Below are 22,090 nucleotides of genomic sequence, written 5' to 3'. Positions count from 1 at the left end.
CCGATGGGCGCGAGCAAGCCCATCCGCATCCAGAACGCGTACGTCTCGGAGAAGGAGATCGCCGAGATCGTCACGCACTGCAAGACGCAGATGCAGGCCGAATACCGCGACGACGTCGTCGCGGCGCCGCTAAGGCCGGACAGGTGATGGACCTGCCGGAAAGCCGCGAGGTGGTCGGTTCCCGTGAGGATTCCAAGGCGCGCGAGGTGCTCGTGAAGACGACGGTAGGAATCACCACTTCATCGCGTCAAAGACTGGATCAGGATGAGTTGGATGAATCGCCGCCCGTTCGGCATCCTTCCCGTGGCCGAAAAGGACGATCTCCGAGAGTCGTTCGCCCGCAAGCGGCAGTTCCGTCCAGATTGAGGATGGTTGCTGGCGCATGTACTCGCGAATGGTTCGGACGTAGCCGCCCACGGGCTTATTGTAGTCGCATCATTACTCTAGGTGCCAAATTGGAGGATCGGCCCGCCGAGACCTTGTCCGACGGCTCGCGGTCACATCGTCAGCGCTGGAGGTGCGCAGCCGATGCGGCACGTAACCGGGAGAGGATGAGAATGGCGAGGCTGCCCGCGGCGGCGACGGCTGCGGTGATGAGCAGGCCCAGGCGGTAGCCGGAGACGAGCGCCGCTGACGTGGCCGGGGTGGGGAGGTTCGCGGTGTGGGCGACGGCGACCGTCACCAGGGTTGCCACGCCGACCGCGATGCCGACCTGCTGGGCGGTGTTCAGCAGCCCGGACACCACGCCTTGGTCCTCGGCCGCGACACCGCTGGTCCCAACGATGCTGGCGCCGACGAACGCCGAGCCGAGCCCGGCACCGAAGAGGAGGTAGCCAGGCAGGATGTCCACCACGTACGAACTGGCCGGGGTGATCTGGGCCAGCAGGATCTCCGCGACGCCGACCGCGGCCAGAGCTCCCGCAGCGATGACGCGGGGCTGGACGCGCGCGGCCAGTTTGGTGGCCACGGTGCTGCCGACGATCGCCATGAGACTCGACGGGAAGACGGCCAGGCCGGTCTCGATCGGTGAATAGCCCAGGATTCCTTGCATGAACAACATCATGAAGAAGCCCTGGGCGCCCATCACGGCGGTCAGCGCGAGGATGGCCAGATTCGCGCCCGTCACCGCGCCGTGCGACAGGATCCGCAGCGGGACGAGCGGTATCGCGGAACGCCGCTGGATCAGCACGAACGCGACCAGCAGAACCACCGCGGCGGTCAGGATGGTCATGGCAGCCGGCGAGGCGAAACCGTCCTGCTGGCCCCGGGTGAGCCCGTAGATCAGCAGTCCGATGCCCGCCGTGGCAGTCACCGCGCCGGGAATGTCGAGCGTGGCGTATCCGTTGGACGCGATCGAACTCTCCAGCCGGGAAGCAGTTCGTCTGCGTACCGGGCGCGCGTCCGGTGGCAGGATTCGGGTGCAGGCCAGGGCGGCCAGGCCGATGGGAACGTTGACGAGGAAGACCGATGGCCAGCCGAGCGTGTCGGTGAGCAGGCCACCGAAGATGAGGCCCGCCCCGGCTCCGGTGGCGCCCAAGCCGCTCCACACTCCCAGCGCGCGGTTGCGTCCCTCTCCCTCGGCATAGATGGCCAGGAGCAGGCTGAGCGCGGTGGCGGAGATCAAGGCGGCGCCCAGGCCCTGAACCGTCCGCGAAGCGAGGAGGAGGGCAGGCGTGGGGGACAGGCCGCACGCGGCGGACGCGACCACGAACAGCGCGGTTCCCACGACGAACAGGCGACGCCGTCCCAGCAGGTCGCCGGCGCGTCCGGCGAGGATGAGGCAGCCGCCGAACGTCACCGCGTACAGGGTGACCACGTACTGCAGGGTCGACTCCGCCAGGTCCAGGGCTTGGCCGATGGCGGGCAGGGCGACGTTCGCGATGGTGGTGTCGAGGATGACCATGAACTGGACGGCGCACAGAAGGGCCAGGACGCCGCCCTGGCGTGCGGGGGTGCGGGTCGTCATGCGGTCAGGCCGCCGTCGAGCAGGATCCGCGTACCGTGCAGGTAGTCCGAGCCCGGCCCGGCCAGGAAGATCGCCGCGTCGGCCACGTCCCGGACGGTGCACAGGCGGCGGGCCGGGACAGTGGGCAGGATGTGGGCCTCGACGTCCACCTGGGCCAGCACGGTGGCCGACATTGGGGCGTCCACGACGATGCCGGGGCTGATCACGTTCACGTTGACGCCCTGGGGGCCGTATTCGATGGCCCACGTACGGGTGAGATTCTCCAGGGCTGCCTTGGAGGAGTTGTAGACCGAGGCGCCGGCCCAGCTCTTGACCGCGCCGAGCGTACCGATGTTGACGATCTTGCTCTTCTGATTCGTGAGGAGGTGCGGCAGGGCCGCCTTGGTCACGAAGAACGGGGTCCGGTAGTTCAGCGTCGTGATCCGGTCGAAGTCATCCTCTGTGACGGTGTGCGTGGGCCCGGCGGCGAAGGCGGCGGCGTTGTTGACCAGCAGGTCCAGGCCCCCGAACGCCTCTGCCGCGGCCTGCACGACGGCCTCCGGCGCGCCCGGTTCCGTGAGGTCGGCCTCCAGGAACACGGCCCTGGCGCCGTCCGCCCTGATCTGCTTGGCCACGCTCTCGCCCAGTTCGGCCCGGCGGCCGGTGAGGATCACATGGGCGCCTTCTCGCGCGTACGCCCGGGCGATGGCCTCACCGATTCCCGAGGTGGCGCCGGTGACAAGGGCGACCTTTCCGGTGAGTTGCCCGGCGGATGTTGGTTCGTGGTTCATGAAGACGACGGTAGGAACCACCACTTCATCGCGTCAAAGACTGGATCACGATGAGTTGATAACCTCAATGCATGAGTTTCGATCTGCGGCATCTCGAAGGGTTCGTGGCCGTCGCCGAAGAGCTGCATTTCGGCCGGGCCGCCGCGCGGCTGCATCTGGCCCAGCCGGCTCTTTCCCAGCAGATCCTGCGGCTGGAGTCCTCTCTCGGGGTCGAGTTGCTCATCCGCGAACGTCGCCGTACCAGGCTCAGCGACGCGGGCCAGGCGTTCCTGGTCGAGGCCAGGCGTACGCTGGCGCAGGCGGAACAGGCGCGTTCGGTCGCCCGGCGCGCGGGGCGGGGCGAGCTGGGCAGACTGCGCGTCGGCTACGTGCCCACCGCATCCTCCGCGCCGTTCCTGACCGCGCTGGCCACCTTCCAGCGAGACCATCCGGACGTCCAGGTGGAGCTGCGGGAGCTGCCGCTCGGGTCGCCGGCCGGACCGCTGCGCGACCACCAGGTGGACATCGCGTTCATCGCCCGGCTGGGGCCGCTCGACGGCTGCCTGGAAGACGGCACCATGCTGCGAGAGATGTCCGCCGAGCGTTTCGTGGCCGCAGTCTCGGCGCACCATCCGCTGGCCGGCCGCCCCGCCGTCGAGTTGGCCGAGCTGGCGGGAGAGCACTTCGTCCTGCTCGCCCCGGAGATCTGCCGGGAGTGGGACGAGACGGTACACGGCATCTGCGCGTCAGGCGGGTTCACGCCGCGGGTGAGCCACTACGTACGCGAGCTCTCCACGCAGCTCATCATCGTCGCGGCCGGACTGGCGGTGGCACTGGTGCCCGCCTCGGCACAGGCCCTGCGCGGCCAGGGCGTGGCCTTCGTGCCACTCGACGGGCCCACCCCACCGATCACTTCCGCGGTGATGTGGCGCGTGGGGGACGGGGCGCCGGTGCTGCGGCGGTTCGTCGAAAGTCTGTAAGCCGGGCCCAGGCTCACGCCAAGCAGCCGCATGTGTGAGCTATTGACAACGGCTGAGGTTGGGTTTCGCCAAGGCAGAGATTCACGCCTGGGCTTGGCCCGAGAACACCGCTGGCGTGGAGTTCGTCTTCGACCGGAGTGGTGGCCGAGTATCGCCGTGAAAAGGAGCTGGGCGTCGGAAGGAAGCGTCGTAGCAGCAGCGGCAACTGATCAATTTCAGTACCGTTACGCCCATGGATGAGGTATTCGACGAGCTTGACATACGTCTGTACTTTGATGATGAACTCATCGTCGGCATCGTCCTGGACGACGTCCAGGATACCTATCCCTGGTACCAAGGGGTGATCGTCGATGGCCCCGCGCTAGGGCGGTGGCGAGCGTTCGTGGAGGCGTATCACCATGCTGATCTGGAGTTTGACTACTGCCCGCACCATCCCCACGAAGGTTCCTACGACGACACCGATCTCGCGGCATATGTTGGCGCGTTGACGACACTTCATCAGCCTGGCCAGACGAAGGACGCGTGCCCGGACGACGACGGATGGCTCGCGCCTTGGACTGACGCTCAACCGGAACAGCTCGAAGGTTACCTACGGTTCCTGGACTTTCGGCGCTGGCGGGCCGTAACACGGACGGGAGAAATCGCCGTTGAGATTCCTCTGCCGCCGAGCCTTGACCTCGCAACCAGACGTTTCTCCTTCCAGGCGTCAGCAGTATCGGAGAGGGCCTGAACCAGTTCCTCCTCGATGGAATCCCCTGGCGGAGTAAGGACCATGCAGCGCCCGGGTGTCGAAACCCCAGTGCGGTGCGGGGCCCGCTGGCGTGGAGTGCGGATCGCTCTGGCTACCTCGCCATCAGCGTAGTGACCAGTTCGTCGAGCCCGTTGAACCGCCAGTCGAAGTCATCGAAGCTCGTCGGCGGATCTCCGACCGGTCGCCGGACGTAGGCGGTCCGCATGCCCCTCGCCTGGGCTCCGCGGAGGTCCCAGGCGTGGGCGGCCACCATGAGCACACGTTCTGGTGGGCATCCGGCGGTGTCGATGGCGAGCTGGTAGACCTCCGGCGCCGGCTTGTAGGCCAGGACGGCTTCGCTGGACAAGGCTTGGTGCCAGCGCAGCCCGGCATGAGCGTTGAGTCGCAGCAGAGCGGTGCGGCCGGCGTTGGAGAGCCCAAGCACGGGGAACCGCTGCGCGAGCCGCTCGAGACCGGCGACAGAGTCGCCCCAGGGCGGCAGGCGCCGGCCCGCTGTGGCCAGCCGGGCGATGGTCGTCGGGTCGGTGAGCCCGGCGTGGTCGGCCACCCGTTGAGCAGCTTCTCCGTCGATGATCTCGGTGTTGACGTACGCGCGCTGCCCTTGCGCGATGCGCTGCTGTTCCAGCTCGACATGCTGCCGCCACAAGGTGAGTAGCACGTCGACAGACGCATCGTCGGACGCGGGCAGCGCGTCGCGAACTGCCGCTCGAAGCCCGCCGGGTTCGTCGACCAGCGTTCCGAGGACGTCGAAGACGACGACCTCGATGTCGCGGATCTCGGCCATGCGCTCTCCTGTTCGTCCTGCTGTCACCGGCTCAACAGGTGACGACCTTGCCACCCTCCTCGTCACCGGTCAAGATGGTGACGTGGAATTCGCGTTCGTGAGCGGCAACCCAGCCCTCGATCTGGCCGGCACCGTGCTGTCCCGTCGAGACGAGCCCATCGACGTCCTGGCCGCGCCCGCAGACCTCGAACGGTGGGTGGCCGAATGCGACGAGCTCCCCGACCGTGTCACCGCCGACGTCCCAACCTTCGAATCCGCGCTGTCACTGCGAGAAGCGACCTACCGCCTTGCTCTCGACCGCGTGCTCGATCGGCCCTTCGACCCGGCCAGCCTCAAGATTGTCAACGACACGGCCGCCGGCCCAGCGCCCACGATCAAGCTCAGCGACGCAGGGCTGCACATGTCGGGAGACCTCCGCGCGGTTCTCTCTCAAATAGCCAGAAGCGGCATCGCCGTGCTCGCCGATCCACACGCCTGTCTCAAGGAATGCGGTCGCACCGGCTGCACGCGCATCTATCTCGACCGCTCGCGCGGAGCCCGGCGCACCTGGTGCGGGATGGACGAGTGCGGCAACCGCGTCAAGGCTGCGGCTTATCGAGCTCGCAGACGAGCGGCAACCACAGCCGAGGGTCGCGGGCCCGAGGGAACCATCTGACTCTTACCGGGAACTCAGGAACCCGTCACACCCGCAGAATGGTGACCTCGCGGCCGGTCGGTGTGGTCGCCTGTTCGAAACCGCCGCGTTCTTTCCACGGCGGGGCCTTAGGGACGCTTCCGCTGCCGCGAGTGCCGGGCCTCGGCTGGAAGAGTGGCCGGATATCTGGCCGATATTGAAGCCACCGAGATATCATTATCGTATGGAGCTCATTCCGATCAGTGAAGCGAAGGACCGACTGACCGAGCTGGCCGATCGGGCTGCCCGAGAGCACGATCACTTCACCCTCACTCGCAACGGGCGGCCCCATGCTGTCATCATGTCCGTGGCCGAGTGGGAGTCCCTGCAGGAGACCCTGGAGATCCTCGCCGACCCGGAGATGCGTGCCGACCTGGTCGAGGCCGCCGCTGCCGAGGAGCGCGGCGACGTGACCACCGAGGAGGAGATGGCCGCCATCATTGCGGCGCGCCTGGGTAGGGCGAGCGCGTGAGTGATCGCTACACCATTCTTCTGGATCCGCCCGCTCGCCGCGCGCTCACCTCGGGCCTGCCCGAGTCCGTGGCGGCGGCGGCCTGGGAGTTGATCACAGGTATGATCGCGCGTGAGCCGTGGCGTGTCGGCAAACCTCTGCAAGAGCCGTACGAGGGGCTACACGTCGCCCGGCGTGGGACTTATCGCGTGGTCTACCGCATCGATGAAGACAAGCACGCTGTCACCATCCAGACGATCAAACACCGCCGAGATGCCTACCGCCCGTAACGAGCGGCAAAGGGGGTTTCGGCCGCCCGGGTAACCGCATTGGCAGACCATGGGGAGACCGCCACCGAAGACGATCGAGTGATCAGCAGAGGTCGACGTCGATGTACGTGCCGGCCACCTTGTAGATCTTCTCGTCCGTGGTGACCAGGGTGCAGTCCAGCGCTTCGGCCAGGGCGATGTAGGTGGCGTCGTAGCCGTTGAAGTTGGCTCGCAGGTCCCAGGCGCGATCGGCAGTCAGGTCGTCGACGCCGCCGGCGACTTCGCTGCTCGTCACGGCCCGGGGTGTAATGGAGGGCATCGTCGTCCTGTGCTCTTGACCGATGGGCAGGGCGGCACGCACCAGTCGGGCAACGTGGACAAGACAGAGACGGGGCCTCTGGCCCGGCTCCGATGAGGTCACAACGCCACGTCCGGTGAGTGCCGGCGAGCACCTCCCGCCCCAGGCCGACAGATCCCGTTGAAGACCCGAAGTCAGTCAGAAGCTGGGTCAGACCCTGGCGGGAGGTCCTCACCTACATCATCTCTGTCAGTAGTTGATGCACGCACGGGGCCGGTTGTTGTAACCAGGCAGCCAGGTGCCGTTGATGATCGGCCAGGTGGTAGCGCACCAACGCTGCACGCCCTTACGGTTGTTCACCCAGGCAACGGTTTCGCAGCGGGTGCTGATGCAAACCCTCTGGTTTCCGCGGAGGGGGTCGCCATCCCTGGTCCCTGTGGCATTGATGTTGATGTCGGTCCTTCGGTTGCATTCGATGTAGGCGCGAAGCTTGATCCGTGAACCGGTGTTGACGCTCACATGGGTGCGGCACTTGGTCGTCCGAATTCCCAGCCTGGTATTCACCCTGACGGTGTACCACTTACTCCATGCCTGGGCACCGCGGCGCGAGACCACCCCGCTCGCCGAAGGGACGATGGACGCCACCGCCGTGGTGGTCCGTGCGGCGGCGCTTGCGGCGGGAGCGGCGACCAAGGCGCCGGCGGCCGCGGTGCCGGCGACGGCCAGAATGGCGATGGAAGCGTGGAGGCTGGTGGACGTGGCCATTTCGGTGTTCCTTCGTCTGGAGTTCGGGTGCATGTGGGCTGCTGGGGGGCAGCCGACGTCTTTTGCGCAGAGACGCCGTTGCGCGCTTTGCATTAGCCGTGGCCGTGAGTATCTGGCTCGTGAGCGCTGCAGCACGTAGCGGCAGCAGTGATCACGATGCGTAAAGCGCCCATGCGTGCGCACTTCCCTCGCTCTCTCCCCCGTTTTTCGGTAGCGGCGTTTCCCCTGAAATCTTTCTTGGGCTGACCTGCTGTGGAGCGGCTTACTATGGTTTTTAGCAATAGAGGCAGAAGAGTTGGACGAATTCAGTTGTGCTTGCCCTATATGAAATTTCTGCGAAAATCAGATCAATGGGCGATCAGAGTTTGCGGACTCGGCCGACCAATCCAGCATGAGCTCTTAATAGGGCAGCCGCACTTTCCAGGGCCTCGATCGCGCGCTTGTATTCGCTGCGGTCAGCTGCTCAGCTCGATGTGGCGGGAGCGGGTCAGAGCCAGCCAGCCGAGGACCGCACCGACCAGCCCAAGCAGCAGGGCCAAGGCCCCACCGAATACTCCGTTGCCGGTGCCGAGACCACCGTCGGCGACAGCCAGATTCACCGCGCCGTTGAGCCCGCCGGTCAGCCCTGCCATCAGGGCCACGATGGCTCCCCTCCTCCCGCCGTTGCCGGTACGACGGACAGAGCGCAGCGCCAGCCAGCCGATGACCACGCCGCTCAGCGCCACCAGTGCGGCCACACTGGCCCAGATTCGCTGCGGGGTCCCGAGGAAAGTATCGACACCCTGGCCCGCGCATTCTGCCGGCGTCATACAGACTGGCGAGGCCGCCTGTGCGGCAAGCACAGATAGGACGGACATGAGGTTCTCCTCCGCTTTCTGCGACTGCACGCCAGAACTATGTCCGCTGAACCCACCGCCGGTCATCCTCCTGACGGAGACACCTCTCCCTGCCGCAGACGCCGCACGAGCCGCGAATCTACTGCGTCCGCGGTAGGCGTCGCTCGGCGGGAGACAGGCACGCATGAGCTGCGGTTGTAACCCTTTTCGCCGGTTCTCGCCAAGCAGGAGTGTGAATCGACGAAGGGAGCACGGCCGGTGCGTCGAAAGCAGGCGGAGATCGCCACAGATCCTGTGGCTTTCGCGGCCTTCTATCGGAGGCATGTCGATGCGGTAACCCGTTTCCTCGCCCGTCGCGTCGATGCCCCGCATACCGTCGCCGACCTGGTGGCCGAGGTATTCGTGGCGGTGCTCGACTCGGCACACACCTACCGGGCGGAGCTGGGCACCGAGATCGCATGGCTCTACGGCGTGGCCCGCAACACGCTCTCGGCCGAACGACGGCGAGTGTACAAGCAGCTCCAGTTGACGGACCGGGTGAGCGGGCGACGCGCGTTGGACACCGACGACGTTGCCAGGCTCGAGGAACGCATCGACGCCGAGCGGCACGCCAGGCTGGCCTTCGAGGCCATGGCGGAGCTGCCGGAGGGTGAGCGCGCCGTGCTGGAGCTGGTCGTCATCGACCAGCTCACGGTCACGGAAGCGGCGCTCGCCCTCGGTATCCGGCAGGGGACCGCCAAGGTACGGCTGCACCGGGCCCGCCAGACACTGCGGAACCTGCCCTTCGTCACGGATGGAGCACCAGGATGAGTTACGAGGAGCAGTTGCTGATGGAACTTCAGGCCGAGATCATGTACCGCGGCGAACGACGACGCCGCGTCACTCGCAGGGTGTATGCCGGGGGCGCGGTCGCCGTCTTGGCCGCTGCGGCGGCGTTCGCGGTGCCGCTGCTGACGGGGACGGAATCGCCCGCGTACGCCGTGAGCAAGAAGGCGGACGGCACTGTGGGGGTCGAGATCCGCGAGTTCAAAGACGCCGATCAGTTGGAGCAGGATCTGAAGGTGGCGGGCGTCAAAGCGGACATCACGTACCTCGAGTCCGGCAAGGAGTGCAAGAAGAACAGAGGAATGAGCACCCTTCCGGCGGAAGGGGCCGTCCAGATGCGGGAAGGCGGGCTGGACATCAATCCCCGGCTCATCGATGCGGACAAGACGCTGGTCCTGGAGTTCGCCGGGAACGAAGAGGAGGAGGTCCCCGGAGCAGAGTCGCCGAAGACGGGGAAGACATGGTGGATACTCACGACACTGGTGATCCCCGGCGATGTCGGCCCGTGCGTCGTGGTCGACAGGCCGAACTGGGACGACACTGGCGGCCCGGAGGGCCGGCCTCCAGCGGGAAGCTAGCGGCTCGGCAGGGCGACGCCCGCGCTACCGACCAGTCTGGCAATACGACGCGGGGCGCGGTCATCGCCTACGGCTGAGTTGTACGGCGGCCCAGCCCTTATCTCGGAGTGGGTGCTGAAGAAGATCTGTGGGACTGGCCTTTACCGGGAACTCGGGCGCCCGTCACATCCGCAGAACGGTGACTGGGCGGCCGGTCGGTGTGGTCGCCTGCTCGAAACTGCCTCGTTCCTTTGCGGGGGCGTCTCCGGCCAGGGCCTCGACGAGCGCCGAACTGTCGATGACGATCACGACTCCCGGATCTTCCGTATCCCGGTCACGACGTCGTCGTGACTCGCCCCGCCGCCGAGCGACCGGAGCGCCTCCAGTCGCTCTCTGATCGTGTCCGGGGCGGGGGTGACGGCGATCTCGGCGAGGAGCTCATCCATGAGGGCGAAGTGCCTGTCAGGCCATCTGCACGATGTGATCGCCGAAAACGGCCACGATGTCCAGCGTGCCGCCCAACGCGATGACATAGGTACGCAATGTGTCCAGTCCGCTGATCTGGCCGTGCTCGATCTGGGACACATGAGCCTGAGAAACGCCCATGCGTTTGGCGAGTTGATTCTGGGTGATGCCCAGGCGCTTGCGCATGTCGGCGAGCTGGGTGCCGCGCAACTCTGCCCGCAGCTGTTCGCAGGTGGCCTCCCATGCTGCAACCCAATCGGGCTTGATCTCGCCGATCTTGGCCTTGGTGTCGGGCCGCTCGAACTCACTCATCCTCGTTCCGCTCCTCTGTGGGCTGTCAGCCCCGGTTCGGTGAACAGGTCTTGGGCGGCGGGTCTGCGGGGTGTCAGGCAGATCCACGCCCATGAGGTCGCGCAGGATTTCCACCGCGAGTTGGGGCGGTGGTGGAACATCTCGACGAGGGCATCGGGACACCTTGACGCTCATTGTTACACCATGGGCACGGAAAGTGATGGCGATTCGCATGATCGGAACGGGCCGCCGGAGGGTTGTCGGAAACGTCCGCTCCGTGAAGGCATGACAGCGAACCTCTGAGACTGAGGTCGTGCCTGCGTACATCCTGGCGTCTGCGCTTCTCGAAGCCGTTCGGCGGCCACTTCCGCGCCCAGTCCTCTGGCCCGCGCCGGGGATGCGCCCATACATAGCTATCTCATTGGTTATAGGGCATTCCTCTTTTGTCCAACCTTCCCTGTAGTTACCATGTGATCGACCCCGGTATCTCCCACGACGAGATGAGCCACAAGGTCCGAGTCTGGATCCATGCCCGCCTCGGTCGGTAGATCGAGTTCATCGCTGGAAAATGCTGATCGCTAAGTCTTCGTAAAGTACGCTGCTGGAGTTGAATATCGAACAGTCAAGACAAGGTGTTGTTTACTGTGGCGCAGCATTCGCTGTTTGGTCCAGATTTTGGAACGATCCAGGCAAGGCCGCATGATTCTCAGTACCGGCGGCTAAAAGTATTGATTACCGTCAAAGCCGCACCGAACCCTTCCGAGGCCTACGGTGAGACGGTTTGTGTTGCTGCGCTCAGTCTAAATCTCGACAACCCAGGATGGATACGCCTCTATCCAATCAACTATCGAGAATTGGACGTTGGCAGCAAATTTAACAAGTACGACATCGTAACTCTGGAGGCCAAGCCCAATACCAGTGACCCGCGCGCTGAGAGTTGGCGCCCGCGTTCGCTGGAAGACGTCATACGAGAGAAGTTCTGGGACATGATGTGCGCGCCGGACCGGGACACGATCTTCTACGTTGGCAACCAGCAGGCCCATCCGAGGAGCTTCATCGTGCTCGGGGTGGTTTACCCCAGGCGACCTACGCCGAGATCGCGCAGTTGAGCCGTTCGCGTACAGCCTCCAGGACAAGATCGCGATGACAGCGGTGCTCGTCGGCCTCGAAACACATGATCGCCACTGTCTCCCGCCGGGCCGCGTGCACGATGCGCTCAAGACAGTGGCGAGCGTCGTCCTGATTCAGGTACTGGGCGTAGAACGCGCGGGCTGACCCGAGCTCAGCCGGACTTCCGGCGAACCCGGCCCGATTCCACTTCGGATTGCCCAGCTCACGCATGTGCTCGTAGGCGATCCCTGCGTCAGCGAGCGCGGCCGAGAATACAGTCTTGCTGAAGCCCCGCTTGCGAGAGATCGGAGTGAGGCGGACGTCGATCAGCAGCGTTACGCCATTCTGGGACAGACGCCGGACGAACTCGTCGAGGTCGAGCCCTTCGTAGCCGACACCGGTCACTCCCGCCTGCTGATCTGTTGCGAACATGACCAGCACCCTCTCATGCCTGGTCGCGGCCGTCACCTCGTTCTCGGAATGATCGAGTTTATGCTCCGCGGGAGTTCATGGACTCGTACGAAAAGTCGGACTTTGCTGGCTGCTACCGCAGCCGCAGGCACCTCGTAGCCCTCCGGCACTGGGCCGCCGACGCGGGGCATACCGATGTTGACGCATGGGAACGAACCTCCGGGGCGTTCTCTGCGTACATCCTGGCGTCTGCGCTTCTCGAAGCCGGGAATGACCATGCTGTTGCGTTATGGGGCACACACCGGCAACCCCGGGTTGGGGGATAATTCTGCTGTTCTCGACCGTGCCGGAGAGCCTTGATGACGACCCCGCCGTCGCCAACCCCCCAGCCGCCGCCCGAGCAACCGCCGGTGAAACCTCCGGCCCGCGTCGACACGACCCCGGCGCCCCCTTCCCTGACCCCGCCGGCGGTCGCGCAGCCGCCCGATTGGGAGTATTCGGGGATCGATCCGAAGCTGATGCACGACTTCGAACGCGACCTCGGCCAGGCGGAGACCATGCTCGGCAGACATGAACCGCAGATCCGCCGGACCTTGCAGGACCTCGATCTGGACACCTCGCGGTTGAACGCGTTACGGGAACTCGGCAACTGGATCAGCGCCAAACGGCCGGAATTACGCCGCCGCAACGAGACGATCCAGGCGGTGAACACGGAATGGGGGTCGGACGCGACCGGCGGGATACGGCCCTTCGACGAGGCCCTGTACAACGCCGCCTCCGGGGACACCGACGTGTACGCGGCAGCGGCCAAGCTGGGTGAGCTCGACCATGGCAGCGAAGTGGATGAGAAGACCGTCGCCGAGCTTGAGAAACGAGCGGGCGACGAAGGGTTCGCCACGTCGCTGATGTACGCGCTCGGAACGCAGAAGTTCCGCCAGCTCATGGCGGCGCTGGTGTACCAGAAGGACGCGCGCAAGCAGCGGTTGCAGGCGGCGCTGGGCAAGGCGCTCGGCGCGGCCAGCTCGCGGCTGAACGCGTCCTGGAGGAAGGAACTGCTCACCAATCTTGGGCGCCATGTGGATCAGCACGCGCTCGCGGAGCTGCTTCCGCACGGGACGTTCAACCGGGAATTCCTGGTGGCTGCGGCCACAACGCTCGAAAGCCTGGACCGGAAGGCCTGGGACGACCCGGCCTTGGCCGGCGATCCAAACGATTCGATGATCGGGGTTATGAAGGCGCTGGCCAACCATCCCAGGGCGGCCCAGGACTTTTTCGCCGGAGACCCCAGCGTGTTGAAGCGCTATGTGACCGAACGGCCCATGTACGACAACGGGACGGCCTTCGGGAAAGCGCTGGAGGCGGCGACGATGACCTACCGGGACCGTGACGGCACGCTCCAGGAACCGTCGCCGGGCTTCATCTCGGCCGAGATCGCCTCAGATTTCATCCATTGGGAGGCCCAGCGGGTGTTGGCGGACACCGACGGCCCATCCTTCGCGACCACCGGCACCACTGCCCGCATCCTCGCTGCCTACATCAACGACGTCAATCGAGTTGCGGAGGTTCCGCACAGTGGCGATTCAAACGTTTATGGGGCTAGCCGCGTTAACCTGCCGGCAACTGATCAGATTTGGGGTGCGCAGTTCAAGAAAGAAGATCTGCGTAAGGTCATGGAGGACGCCTTCAAGCACGATTCAAAGGCATTGGGGGCGGTGATGGCGGCCCAAACCGCCTGGTCAAGGAGGCTTCTCGACCATGGTGCTGCGCAGGCGGCCGCTGGAAAGGGTGTCGATACTCTCCTGGCCAATGCGCGGGAAACCGCAGCGGGCTTCGGACTTATAACCGACGCCAGCGGGCTTGCCAAAATCCAGCAAGGTAAGGATCTGGACGAGGCTCAAGAGAAGAATATGAAGATATTCATGGCGGTGGTCAAGACTGGGCTCGCGATCCCGCAAGCGCCTGCCGGGGCGATCACTGCCGCGGTCGTAGGGGAGTGGATCAGCATGATTGCTGACTCCGCTAAAACTGAAAAGAATTCGGACATGGCGACGTACGAGGCCAATACAGCCGATGGCAAAGCGAGGTTCCTGCACGATCAACTGGCCGCCGATGCCATGCTGAGACATGAGTTGTTCGGCAAGAACCAGCCTGCAGCCCCAACACATCCGTGGGCATCCCTGGAGGGGGTGGAGGAGAGGGAAGACCCTCGTAAGTCACCGAACAACTTCCTGAAGGGCGACGGGAATTCACTGATGACGCCACATGAAATGGCCCCGTACCCGGGAAATATCCAGCCGCGGCTTGACGCCTACCAAAGGTGGCTTTACGACGGCCTCGCCGGAGAGCGGTGGAAGAGGGTTTACGGCGAGCTGGGCCAGGGTTTCCGGGACGGCAAGGCGGAGTTCAAGTGATAATGAAGAAGCATCTGGCCTTGTCGGTGGCACTGCTAGGCACGTTATTCGCATCGGCGGCTTGCCAGCAGCCTGAGAGTCTGCCGATCGACAGGACGCCGGTCCCCTCGATGGCGGCTTCTCCGTATATCTGTGACTACGTTCCGCTCGATGCAGTGCGGCTGATGACGGGTATACGTGACCCGATCGTCGACGGTGATTTTGATATGACCGTTGGGAAAGAGCTGGACGGCAAGAATTACGGTACTGGCTCGTGTCATGTCTACCAGCCGAATGGGAACAAGCCGAAAGTATTGCAGATTTCCTTGTCTCCCGCCGGATCCGCGCAAGAGGTCGAGTGGGAGATCGGTCAAGGAGCTCAGAAGCTACCCGAGATCGTTCCCGGTGCGGTCGGTTTCTACTCTCAAGACGGCAGCGCCGACAATACCCAGGCCGCCGCGATGCTGGTGCGCGGCCAGGACCGCGTAATCGTGGAGTTGGTGCGGGGCGTCAAAGGCCGAGACAACACCGCTGATGTGGTGGCCATGATGAAGCTGGTCGCGCCGAAGCTGATCCCCGACGCCTCTCCCGCTCCCAAGAAGACGAAGGACTGAGGCGATGGCCGCGATGGTGCGCAATCCGCTGCACGAGGCGCTCCAGAACGCCGTCCGCACGGTCGGCCCGATGCTCGAACAGATCGACGGCGATGTCGATCGTCCCTGCCGAATGTTCCGTTCCGGCAAGGTCTGGACCGGGCCGACCGCCAAGCAGTTCGACGCTCAGCTCACGCAGCTCAGCACCAGGGCCCGTGCCTCCGCGCAGGCGATCATGGACGAGTTGCGCCAGGCCCTGAGCCGTACGCCCAGCGAAGTGCCCGAGGAGGAGGCCGCCGCGATCAGGCGGAAGTATGACCTCGCCTGAGTCCTGCTGCGACTCAGGCGCAGGCCGATTCCCAGCAGGAGGCCATGACGTTCCCGCGGGGCTGCTCGGTTGATGACGTTAGAAGTCGAAGATGCCGTTCTTCGCACCTACTACGAACTTGTCCCAGACGGCCCGACGGACCACCCATGGTTTGGCATTCGGCTGTTCGGTGTCGCGCAACGCGATGCGGCCGTCGGACAGATGCTTGGCCTCCAGACAGTCGCCACCCTGGTCGCTTGACGCCGTGATCCATCCGGCCGGGTTCGCTATCTCCTTGGCGACTTCCTCATTCAACTCCACGCTGCACTCTCTCCTTGATCCGCTGCACTGACAGATACTCAGGGAGCGCCGCGCTGCGTATGAGTTCGAGTCGGTCCACGAGTCGCTTGATCTCGCTGGTGGAGTCAACGACGCGACCATGGACGGCTGATTCGACGTAGGCGGCGACCGGCACTCCGTTCTGCTGCGCCAAGAGAGCCGGGCCCACCAGCACTGCCGTACACCGGGCTGCGTACGGGAGTAGTTGGACGGTGAACCACTTGTTCTCGGCCAGAGTGATCAGGTGTTCTAGCTGGCGGTGGATTACGAACTCGTCTCCAATCGGACGATACAGGATGCCCTCGTCTATCACAGCAAGGAATTGAGGCGGATTCGGCCGATTGAATATGGATTGTCGCTCCACTCGGGCCTCGGCCGCTTCGTCGACCTGCTGCGGGGTCATGTGAGGCCCGCCCTCGAAGATCGCACGCGCGTACTCCTCCGTCTGTACCAGTCCGGGCACGATGAGCGGGGCCCAGGTGAGGAGCTGATCGGCTTTCCTCTCGATCGGTGGCCACTGCCGGAACCAGTCGGGCATCCGGTTGCCGCTGATGGCCGGCCAGTGGGAGAGCAGGGGGCCGTTGAGACCAAGCGCCTCTTCGCAGAGCTCGATCAACTCGCGCGTGGGGTTCTCGTCTCCGCGTTCTACGTTGCCGATGCGGCTCTTGCTGTAGCCGATGCGGTCGGCAAGCTGCGCCTGAGTCCATTTAGCGGCATATCGGTATTTGCGTAGATCGGCACCGAAATGTGCCGCTGGGCTGGCAGTAGGGTCAAGCAGCTTGGGTGCTGGCATCACGCCTCCCGTAACCACGTCCATTCCAGCTCTTCTGGTTTGTTGCCAGTTGAAGTCTGGGACCGCTCTGGGATTGTTCCGCAAGACAATGTAGCGCGCTGCGGGCAATGTTTGAAGTGGCTATCGGCAGCTGAGTGATTCGCAAGTTTTTATAACAGGGCCCGGCAAGCTCAACCGGGATATGCGTCGAACTCCACGAAATGGGGCAGGTGGGAAATATGGCAGCGTCCGGAATACGACTCGTCGGTGAGATGCGGTTTCCTGGTCGTTCCGAGATCGTCAGCGATGTACGGATTTATGCTGCTCATTGGCTCGTTATGGCACTGCCGGATGCCGCTGATGACGAGAACCTCCTGGAGAATCTGCGGCTCTTGGTCACCGAGCTCGCCGCCAACGCAATAAAGCACACTATGTCCGGCCGTTGGAAACATGGGTCATTTCGAGTCCGCCTGTGGCTCGGCGCTGACCGGATCCGTATCGAGGTTGTGGACCAGGGGTGGTGGTCGGGGCCGCGACTTCACGACGCCCTATTCGAGACCAGCGGACGAGGGCTTCAGATCTTGGCGGCCGTGGCGACGAAATGGGGAGTCAGAAGGCGCTGGTTCGGCCGAAACGTCTGGTTCGAGCTGCCTATCCATGTTCCTCCCGTAGCGGACATAGCGAATGTCCCGCATCGAAATCACACGCAGGAACCTCGTAGAGAACTTGAGGAAAGGACCGCCTGACATGTCGAACATCCCCGACTTCCATGGTCCGCACGTCGAGCCGCCCCTGGACGGCCACGTCAGCCTGACCTGGTACGACCCCCTCCCTCGGGCGCCGCGCATCCGGGTGATCTCACACACCTGTGAATGCCGCGAAACGACGTACGAACTCTGCGCCACCGCCGGCCAGGGCTTCGTCCGCCGTACCGACCGCGCGGCGCAGACCGTCCGCGAAACCGAGTGGACGCTGACCTCCACCGCCAGACGCGTCTTCGATCAGATCCTGCACGGCGAGGCCCGATGATCGGCAGGCCATTGCGCGGTTACCCGCCACCGCCGCCAAGCAACGAGCACGGCTTGGCCGACGATGACCTGGCATGGCCGCAGCCACTCGCCACATGACCAGTCCATTCAGCCTTCCCGGACTCGGAAGTGCAGGTAGCGTTGCGGCCCTGAAGTGGCTTAATCGGCGGGCCGTCTGTGCACCCATCGAGTCTGTGAGAGAAGATGACAGCGAGCCATAGAGGAGGTGTGCGGCATGGACGACATCAGGACTCGGAACGGCCTGCTCAATCAGAGCGACGCCGCCCGCTTCCTCAGCATCCCCCAGCAGACGTTCAATCACTGGGCGCGTGGCTACGAGAGGGGCCGGCCGCTGCTGCACGTTCTTCCGCAGCCGGCCGATCATCGCATGGCCACCGTACCTTTCGCGGCCATGGCAGAGGCATACGTGCTGGATGCGCTGAGAGCTGCAGGAGTGAAGCCGCGCAAGATCCGTCCCGCGCTGGAGCGGCTCCAGCGAGAATACGGACAGTACGTTCTCGTCGCCCCGGAACTGGCCACGGACGGCATCGATGTCCTATGGGACTTCTCGAAGACCTCTCCAGAAGGAGAAGGACTGATCGAGGGCAGCACCGGTCAGCAGGTGATCCGCGAGATCGTGACCGACTACCTGCAGTATGTCGTACGAGCGGAAGACGGCTACCCGGCGATGCTCCGCCTGCGGCACTGGGCGCCTTCGAACATCGTCGTCGATCCGCTGCGAGCGTTTGGACAACCCATCTTCGAGGAGTCTCGTACCCGCGTGGCGGACGTCGCCGCCATGGTGAGGGCCGAGGAGGACTTCGAGGTGATAGCCGATGAGCTCGGAGTCACCCTTGATGACGTCCGAACCGCCGCCCGCATCCTCGTGGGCCACGCCGCCTGAGTTCTACCTCGACGAGAACAGCGTCAGCCGCAGCATTCGGAGACTCCTCACCAGTCTGGGGTATCGCGTCCACAGTCCTGCTGAGTTGTACGGGTCAAGGGATCAGGCGCTGGGGGCCGATGATGATGATTGGTTGCCGAGGGTAGGTCAGCAAGGATGGGTGGTGCTTGCTACGGACTTTCGAATCTTTGAACGCCCGCACGAGTATGAGGCGTATCTCAAAGCAGGTGTTCCGGTTTTCCTGATGCCGGCAGAGTCGAAGATCGAGGAGCGCGTCGCGCTGATAAAAGTCTGTCTGCCATCGATGTGCAGCGCCGCCAGTCAGAGAGGGGCCGGCGTTTGGCGACTCACCGCACACGGCGCGGAACCGTATACGGCACCCGCAGCTCGTAAGAAGCGACGCCGAACTCGTGAAACGTGAGCTTCTAACCGGAAGCTTCGCTATCTTGAGCAATCTTCTCGGACATGCCTCCGCCACGTCGAACGTGAACGCTCACCACCCGCCGAAAATCTTCCGCTTGACGTGGGCCGACGTGGTCACGGATACCGCGGGCGTCCGAGAGGACACGAACACTTCTTTGCCGGACGTGGGGGCCGGTGGTGCGTGAAAGCTGAGGGCGGGTCCTGAGGGCTCGTCCTCAGTTGTGTTCGGGCCAATCACGGTACGAGATGGCTTGGACGACTGGGAGCCCGCCACCACGGTCAGGTAGCGTGCCCCGAACCACCCCAGTCGCTCCTGCGGACGAACTGCTCGCGTGGACGCTGACCTCAACCGCCAGACGCGTCTTCGATCAGATCCTGCACGGCGAGGCCCGATGATCGGCAGGCGACTGCCTGGTTGCCGGCTCACGACGTGGGAAGCTTGCCTTGCTGGGTGATCATCTGCATCCAATCCTCCAGGGTGGCGACGAACTTGTCGAGGTCGGACGTGGTGCAGGAGGCCCGCTCATGGTCCCAGTCGGGGTCAAGGACGACGACGCGGAAGCCGTAGCCGCTGTACCAGCCGGCGTCTATGTTGATCTCCCGAGCCCGCAAGCCACCCTTCTCCGCCACCTCCTGCTCGGTCAGCCACGGTGGTGGTGCGGTACGCGCCCAATACAGGTCCTCGGAGTCGTTGGCCTCGACCCTTCCATCCGGCAGGCGTCGGGCATCCAGGGCGTTGTAGATGACGTTCCATCCGGCTGGGATGCGCAGCGGGAGCAGATCCCAGTCCTCGGAGACAGCGGCGGCCAGCGGGGAATTGGGCGGGAGCTGGAAGATCGGCTTCATGCGCCGACAGAGTAGTCACGTTCCCGCGCGCGGGTGGAGGGTGGCTCGGCAGCCACGGATCGTGCCCCGGGACTTCAACCGGGGTGCCGGGGACGATGGCCAGGGTGCGGCGACGCGACCCGTGGGTGCTGGCCGAAAGCCGGCTCGGAACGTACGCTCGGCACGTTCCCCGACCCCCGAGGAGGGGCGCGTGACCGAGCTTGTCGAGGTCATCAGTGAACAAGGAATCATGAGGCCGACGAAGGAGGCCGCATGACCGTACGTGTGGAGCGCCAGGGGCCCGTCACCACCGTGGTGATCAGCAGGCCGCAGGCGCGCAACGCCGTCGATCGCAAGACCGCCGACGCCCTGGTGGACGCCTTCCGCGACTTCGAAGGCTCCGATGCCGCCGTGGCGGTGTTGTGGGGTGAGGGCGGGACGTTCTGCGCAGGAGCCGATCTCAAGACGCTCGACAACCACGTCGGCGAGGAGGGCGACGGGCCGATGGGGCCGACCAGGATGCGCCTGACCAAGCCGGTCATCGCCGCCGTCGCCGGGCACGCCGTCGCGGGCGGCCTTGAGCTCGCCCTCTGGTGCGACCTGCGGGTGGCCGAGGAGGATGCGGTGTTCGGGGTGTTCTGCCGCAGGTGGGGGGTGCCGCTCATCGACGGCGGCACCGTACGGCTGCCGCGGCTCATCGGCTCATCGCGGGCCATGGACATGATCCTCACGGGCCGGCCGGTCGAAGGGCGGGAGGCGTACGAGTGGGGGCTGGCCAACCGGCTCGTCCCCACCGGCACCTCCCGGCGGCACGCCGAGGAGCTGGCCCGCGACATCGCCCGCTTTCCGCAGACCTGCCTGCGCGGCGACCGGCTGTCGGCGCTGGAGCAGGACGGGCTGAGCGAGGAGGAGGCGATGCGCAACGAACTGCGCCACGGGCTCGTCTCGCTGCCCGACGCCGTGGGCGGCGCCGCCCGCTTCGCCGCAGGCGCGGGCCGCCACGGCGACTTCGGCGATCTCTAAGCCCGTGGCGGTCTCTATGCCAGAACGGGGAAGTTGGCCCTGATCACGCCGTGCGGGTCGCGGGCTCGCTTGAGGGCGCGCAGTCTGGTCAGCGACTCACGCGGGAACGCGGCCGCGGCCTGCTCGCCTCCGTGCAGCATCGTGTACGGCTTGCGCCCGCTGCTGAACGGCACCAGCGCCTTGCCCAGCCGCCCGAGGCGCTCGTCGGTCGCCTCGGAAGGCTGCCCGAATGCGTAGAGCAGGTACGGCTCGTCCAAGTGTCCCGCGGCGCCGCCGCCGTCAGCGGGGCTGGACAGTGCGCCGCCCAGATGCCGGATCTGCACGCTTATCAGCGGGTCGATCGGCTCGCCCAGCAGTACGGCGGTCACCTGGTCGTCCAGCTCGGTCAGCAGCTCGCACCGGCTCGTCCCCGGTGAGGGGTTGGTGGGCTCGTCGCAGATGGAGCCCAGCTCGGCCACCGGCAGCGGCCTCCTGTTGTCGCTGACGGCCCCGCCGACCAGGTCGAAGGGTCGCAGCAGCCCGCCAGGGTCCCGGCCCAGGAAGGTGCAGTCGATCATGACGAATCCGGGGCCTGCGGGGATCTGCAGCAGGTCGAACCAGACCGTCAGTTCGTCCGGCGCGGACAGGGTCACCTCGCGGAAGGCGTCCAGGACCTCGGGCGCCCGCTCGACGGGCCACATGATCCGCCCGCCGTACAGGGAGGGGGCGGGACGCAACTCGAACTCCATCGCCGTCACGATCGCGAAGTCGCCGCCCCCGCCGCGCAGCGCCCAGAACAGCTCGGGATCCTGATCGGCCGTCACCCTGATCCGTGTGCCCTCGGCGTCCACCGCTTCGAAGGCCCGCACGGTGTCGGCGGCGAAACCGTACTTCCTGCTGAACCAGCTCAAACCACCGCCCAAGGTGTACCCGACCACGCTCACCACGGGCGAACTGCCCGCCAGGCCGGTCAGCCCGAGCGGGCTCGCCGCCGCCAGCACCTCGCCCCACTTCACGCCCGCGCCGACGCGGGCCACCCCGTCGCCGATCTCCACCCCGCCGAGCCCATGGGTGCGCAGCAGGATCGTGCCTTCGGCGTTGCCGGAGGGGCCGTGGCCGCTCGGCTGGGCGGTCACCGCCAGCCCGTGCAGGCGGGCATAGCCGATGGCGGCCGCCACATCGTCGGCGTCGGCCACCTCGACGACCGCGCGCACCGGCTGGTCGACGGCCAGGTTCCACGGCTTGCGCGCCTCGTCGAAGCCTTCGTCGCCGGGGACGAGGACGCGGCCGTTCATCAGGTTCTTCAGCTCGTTCATGACATCCAGC

The 22,090-nt window shown here is 65.3% G+C and carries 31 protein-coding genes; 16 read left to right on the top strand and 15 right to left on the bottom strand.

The annotated features are described in order from the left end of the window. Positions 1-231: 231 nt before the first annotated feature. The 3 genes from ACFOY2_RS35900 to ACFOY2_RS35890 form a co-directional block, all read right to left on the bottom strand. Positions 232-417 carry a hypothetical protein gene (locus ACFOY2_RS35900; RefSeq protein WP_379532560.1) on the bottom strand — a complete coding sequence of 62 codons (186 nt, stop codon included), beginning with the start codon at positions 415-417 and terminating at the stop codon, positions 232-234. Positions 418-505: 88 nt separating this feature from the next. Further along, positions 506-1,966 carry an MFS transporter gene (locus ACFOY2_RS35895; RefSeq protein WP_379532559.1) on the bottom strand — a complete coding sequence of 487 codons (1,461 nt, stop codon included), beginning with the start codon at positions 1,964-1,966 and terminating at the stop codon, positions 506-508. Further along, the gene (locus tag ACFOY2_RS35890) at positions 1,963-2,736 is read right to left on the bottom strand and encodes an SDR family NAD(P)-dependent oxidoreductase (RefSeq protein WP_379532558.1); all 774 of its coding nucleotides are present in this window, start codon (positions 2,734-2,736) and stop codon (positions 1,963-1,965) included. The genes ACFOY2_RS35895 and ACFOY2_RS35890 overlap by 4 nt, the downstream gene beginning before the upstream one ends. A gap of 71 nt (positions 2,737-2,807) precedes the next feature. Here ACFOY2_RS35890 and ACFOY2_RS35885 point away from each other — a divergent pair, with 71 nt between their 5' ends. Next, on the top strand, positions 2,808-3,695 hold the full coding sequence (locus tag ACFOY2_RS35885) for a LysR substrate-binding domain-containing protein (protein ID WP_379532557.1): 888 nt from the start codon (positions 2,808-2,810) through the stop codon (positions 3,693-3,695). A gap of 232 nt (positions 3,696-3,927) precedes the next feature. Beyond that, the gene (locus ACFOY2_RS35880; RefSeq protein ID WP_379532556.1) at positions 3,928-4,425 is read left to right on the top strand and encodes a hypothetical protein; all 498 of its coding nucleotides are present in this window, start codon (positions 3,928-3,930) and stop codon (positions 4,423-4,425) included. A 112-nt stretch (positions 4,426-4,537) separates the two neighbouring features. Here ACFOY2_RS35880 and ACFOY2_RS35875 read toward each other — a convergent pair whose 3' ends face one another. Next, entirely contained in the window at positions 4,538-5,230 is a 693-nt protein-coding gene (locus tag ACFOY2_RS35875) for a haloacid dehalogenase type II (RefSeq protein WP_379532555.1), read from the bottom strand. Between ACFOY2_RS35875 and ACFOY2_RS35870 the strand changes: the two genes are divergently transcribed. The 3 genes from ACFOY2_RS35870 to ACFOY2_RS35860 all read left to right on the top strand — a co-directional run bounded on the left by ACFOY2_RS35870 (position 5,211) and on the right by ACFOY2_RS35860 (position 6,644). Next, entirely contained in the window at positions 5,211-5,885 is a 675-nt protein-coding gene (locus ACFOY2_RS35870) for a CGNR zinc finger domain-containing protein (RefSeq protein ID WP_379532554.1), read from the top strand. The genes ACFOY2_RS35875 and ACFOY2_RS35870 overlap by 20 nt on opposite strands. A gap of 202 nt (positions 5,886-6,087) precedes the next feature. Beyond that, entirely contained in the window at positions 6,088-6,375 is a 288-nt protein-coding gene (locus ACFOY2_RS35865) for a type II toxin-antitoxin system Phd/YefM family antitoxin (protein WP_379532553.1), read from the top strand. Continuing rightward, positions 6,372-6,644 carry a type II toxin-antitoxin system RelE family toxin gene (locus ACFOY2_RS35860; RefSeq protein WP_379532552.1) on the top strand — a complete coding sequence of 91 codons (273 nt, stop codon included), beginning with the start codon at positions 6,372-6,374 and terminating at the stop codon, positions 6,642-6,644. The genes ACFOY2_RS35865 and ACFOY2_RS35860 overlap by 4 nt, the downstream gene beginning before the upstream one ends. 82 nt (positions 6,645-6,726) lie before the next feature. On the opposite strand, the gene ACFOY2_RS35855 is transcribed toward ACFOY2_RS35860, so the two are convergent. The 3 genes from ACFOY2_RS35855 to ACFOY2_RS35845 form a co-directional block, all read right to left on the bottom strand. Beyond that, complete coding sequence (locus ACFOY2_RS35855; RefSeq protein ID WP_379532551.1) at positions 6,727-6,918, bottom strand: PIN domain-containing protein; 192 nt, start codon at positions 6,916-6,918, stop codon at positions 6,727-6,729. A gap of 252 nt (positions 6,919-7,170) precedes the next feature. Continuing rightward, on the bottom strand, positions 7,171-7,686 hold the full coding sequence (locus ACFOY2_RS35850; RefSeq protein ID WP_379532550.1) for a hypothetical protein: 516 nt from the start codon (positions 7,684-7,686) through the stop codon (positions 7,171-7,173). Between the two features lie 455 nt (positions 7,687-8,141). After that, on the bottom strand, positions 8,142-8,573 hold the full coding sequence (locus tag ACFOY2_RS35845) for a DUF6223 family protein (protein ID WP_379532549.1): 432 nt from the start codon (positions 8,571-8,573) through the stop codon (positions 8,142-8,144). A 207-nt stretch (positions 8,574-8,780) separates the two neighbouring features. Here ACFOY2_RS35845 and ACFOY2_RS35840 point away from each other — a divergent pair, with 207 nt between their 5' ends. Next, complete coding sequence (locus ACFOY2_RS35840; RefSeq protein WP_379532548.1) at positions 8,781-9,332, top strand: RNA polymerase sigma factor; 552 nt, start codon at positions 8,781-8,783, stop codon at positions 9,330-9,332. Further along, positions 9,329-9,925: a hypothetical protein gene (locus tag ACFOY2_RS35835; RefSeq protein ID WP_379532547.1), complete on the top strand. Its 597-nt coding sequence runs from the start codon at positions 9,329-9,331 to the stop codon at positions 9,923-9,925. The genes ACFOY2_RS35840 and ACFOY2_RS35835 overlap by 4 nt, the downstream gene beginning before the upstream one ends. Before the next feature lie 162 nt (positions 9,926-10,087). Here the strand turns inward: ACFOY2_RS35835 and ACFOY2_RS35830 are convergent, their stop codons facing one another. Genes ACFOY2_RS35830 through ACFOY2_RS35820 form a run of 3 tightly spaced genes read right to left on the bottom strand, consistent with a single transcriptional unit; the run spans position 10,088 to position 10,681 of the window. Beyond that, the gene (locus tag ACFOY2_RS35830; protein WP_379532546.1) at positions 10,088-10,213 is read right to left on the bottom strand and encodes a hypothetical protein; all 126 of its coding nucleotides are present in this window, start codon (positions 10,211-10,213) and stop codon (positions 10,088-10,090) included. After that, positions 10,210-10,350 carry a hypothetical protein gene (locus ACFOY2_RS35825; RefSeq protein WP_379532545.1) on the bottom strand — a complete coding sequence of 47 codons (141 nt, stop codon included), beginning with the start codon at positions 10,348-10,350 and terminating at the stop codon, positions 10,210-10,212. Before ACFOY2_RS35825 ends, ACFOY2_RS35830 begins: the two co-directional genes overlap by 4 nt. A 16-nt stretch (positions 10,351-10,366) precedes the next feature. Then, positions 10,367-10,681 (bottom strand): helix-turn-helix domain-containing protein, encoded by a 315-nt coding sequence (locus ACFOY2_RS35820; protein ID WP_379532544.1) that lies wholly within the window; start codon positions 10,679-10,681, stop codon positions 10,367-10,369. Between the two features lie 623 nt (positions 10,682-11,304). Between ACFOY2_RS35820 and ACFOY2_RS35815 the strand changes: the two genes are divergently transcribed. After that, entirely contained in the window at positions 11,305-11,769 is a 465-nt protein-coding gene (locus ACFOY2_RS35815) for a hypothetical protein (RefSeq protein WP_379532543.1), read from the top strand. On the opposite strand, the gene ACFOY2_RS35810 is transcribed toward ACFOY2_RS35815, so the two are convergent. Then, positions 11,747-12,202, bottom strand: coding sequence for a DUF488 domain-containing protein (locus ACFOY2_RS35810; protein WP_379532565.1), 456 nt, complete (start codon positions 12,200-12,202; stop codon positions 11,747-11,749). The genes ACFOY2_RS35815 and ACFOY2_RS35810 overlap by 23 nt on opposite strands. A gap of 338 nt (positions 12,203-12,540) precedes the next feature. Here ACFOY2_RS35810 and ACFOY2_RS35805 point away from each other — a divergent pair, with 338 nt between their 5' ends. The 3 genes from ACFOY2_RS35805 to ACFOY2_RS35795 are packed head-to-tail and all read left to right on the top strand — an operon-like array spanning position 12,541 to position 15,492. Next, the gene (locus tag ACFOY2_RS35805) at positions 12,541-14,592 is read left to right on the top strand and encodes a hypothetical protein (RefSeq protein WP_379532542.1); all 2,052 of its coding nucleotides are present in this window, start codon (positions 12,541-12,543) and stop codon (positions 14,590-14,592) included. Positions 14,593-14,594: 2 nt separating this feature from the next. Beyond that, the gene (locus ACFOY2_RS35800) at positions 14,595-15,185 is read left to right on the top strand and encodes a hypothetical protein (protein WP_379532541.1); all 591 of its coding nucleotides are present in this window, start codon (positions 14,595-14,597) and stop codon (positions 15,183-15,185) included. Positions 15,186-15,189: 4 nt separating this feature from the next. After that, positions 15,190-15,492 (top strand): hypothetical protein, encoded by a 303-nt coding sequence (locus ACFOY2_RS35795; protein WP_379532540.1) that lies wholly within the window; start codon positions 15,190-15,192, stop codon positions 15,490-15,492. A 78-nt stretch (positions 15,493-15,570) separates the two neighbouring features. Here ACFOY2_RS35795 and ACFOY2_RS35790 read toward each other — a convergent pair whose 3' ends face one another. Together ACFOY2_RS35790 and ACFOY2_RS35785 are read right to left on the bottom strand one after the other, a co-directional pair. After that, complete coding sequence (locus tag ACFOY2_RS35790) at positions 15,571-15,792, bottom strand: DUF397 domain-containing protein (RefSeq protein WP_379532539.1); 222 nt, start codon at positions 15,790-15,792, stop codon at positions 15,571-15,573. Then, positions 15,779-16,627: a helix-turn-helix domain-containing protein gene (locus ACFOY2_RS35785; RefSeq protein WP_379532538.1), complete on the bottom strand. Its 849-nt coding sequence runs from the start codon at positions 16,625-16,627 to the stop codon at positions 15,779-15,781. Before ACFOY2_RS35785 ends, ACFOY2_RS35790 begins: the two co-directional genes overlap by 14 nt. Positions 16,628-16,803: 176 nt before the next feature. Between ACFOY2_RS35785 and ACFOY2_RS35780 the strand changes: the two genes are divergently transcribed. The 4 genes from ACFOY2_RS35780 to ACFOY2_RS35765 all read left to right on the top strand — a co-directional run bounded on the left by ACFOY2_RS35780 (position 16,804) and on the right by ACFOY2_RS35765 (position 18,935). Next, positions 16,804-17,328: an ATP-binding protein gene (locus ACFOY2_RS35780; RefSeq protein WP_379532537.1), complete on the top strand. Its 525-nt coding sequence runs from the start codon at positions 16,804-16,806 to the stop codon at positions 17,326-17,328. A 1-nt stretch (position 17,329) separates the two neighbouring features. Beyond that, positions 17,330-17,611, top strand: coding sequence for a hypothetical protein (locus ACFOY2_RS35775; RefSeq protein WP_379532536.1), 282 nt, complete (start codon positions 17,330-17,332; stop codon positions 17,609-17,611). A gap of 234 nt (positions 17,612-17,845) precedes the next feature. Next, complete coding sequence (locus ACFOY2_RS35770; RefSeq protein ID WP_379532535.1) at positions 17,846-18,514, top strand: DUF433 domain-containing protein; 669 nt, start codon at positions 17,846-17,848, stop codon at positions 18,512-18,514. Continuing rightward, positions 18,447-18,935 (top strand): PIN-like domain-containing protein, encoded by a 489-nt coding sequence (locus ACFOY2_RS35765; RefSeq protein ID WP_379532534.1) that lies wholly within the window; start codon positions 18,447-18,449, stop codon positions 18,933-18,935. The genes ACFOY2_RS35770 and ACFOY2_RS35765 overlap by 68 nt, the downstream gene beginning before the upstream one ends. A gap of 425 nt (positions 18,936-19,360) precedes the next feature. Here the strand turns inward: ACFOY2_RS35765 and ACFOY2_RS35760 are convergent, their stop codons facing one another. Beyond that, entirely contained in the window at positions 19,361-19,783 is a 423-nt protein-coding gene (locus tag ACFOY2_RS35760) for a hypothetical protein (protein WP_379532533.1), read from the bottom strand. Between the two features lie 252 nt (positions 19,784-20,035). Between ACFOY2_RS35760 and ACFOY2_RS35755 the strand changes: the two genes are divergently transcribed. Further along, the gene (locus ACFOY2_RS35755) at positions 20,036-20,785 is read left to right on the top strand and encodes a crotonase/enoyl-CoA hydratase family protein (protein WP_379532532.1); all 750 of its coding nucleotides are present in this window, start codon (positions 20,036-20,038) and stop codon (positions 20,783-20,785) included. 14 nt (positions 20,786-20,799) lie between these two features. Here the strand turns inward: ACFOY2_RS35755 and ACFOY2_RS35750 are convergent, their stop codons facing one another. Then, positions 20,800-22,080 carry an FAD-binding oxidoreductase gene (locus ACFOY2_RS35750; RefSeq protein ID WP_379532531.1) on the bottom strand — a complete coding sequence of 427 codons (1,281 nt, stop codon included), beginning with the start codon at positions 22,078-22,080 and terminating at the stop codon, positions 20,800-20,802. Positions 22,081-22,090 lie beyond the last annotated feature (10 nt).

The sequence above is a fragment of the Nonomuraea purpurea genome (assembly GCF_042650645.1).
Taxonomy (GTDB): Bacteria; Actinomycetota; Actinomycetes; order Streptosporangiales; family Streptosporangiaceae; genus Nonomuraea; species Nonomuraea purpurea.
This window is presented reverse-complemented; position numbering and strand designations above follow the sequence as displayed.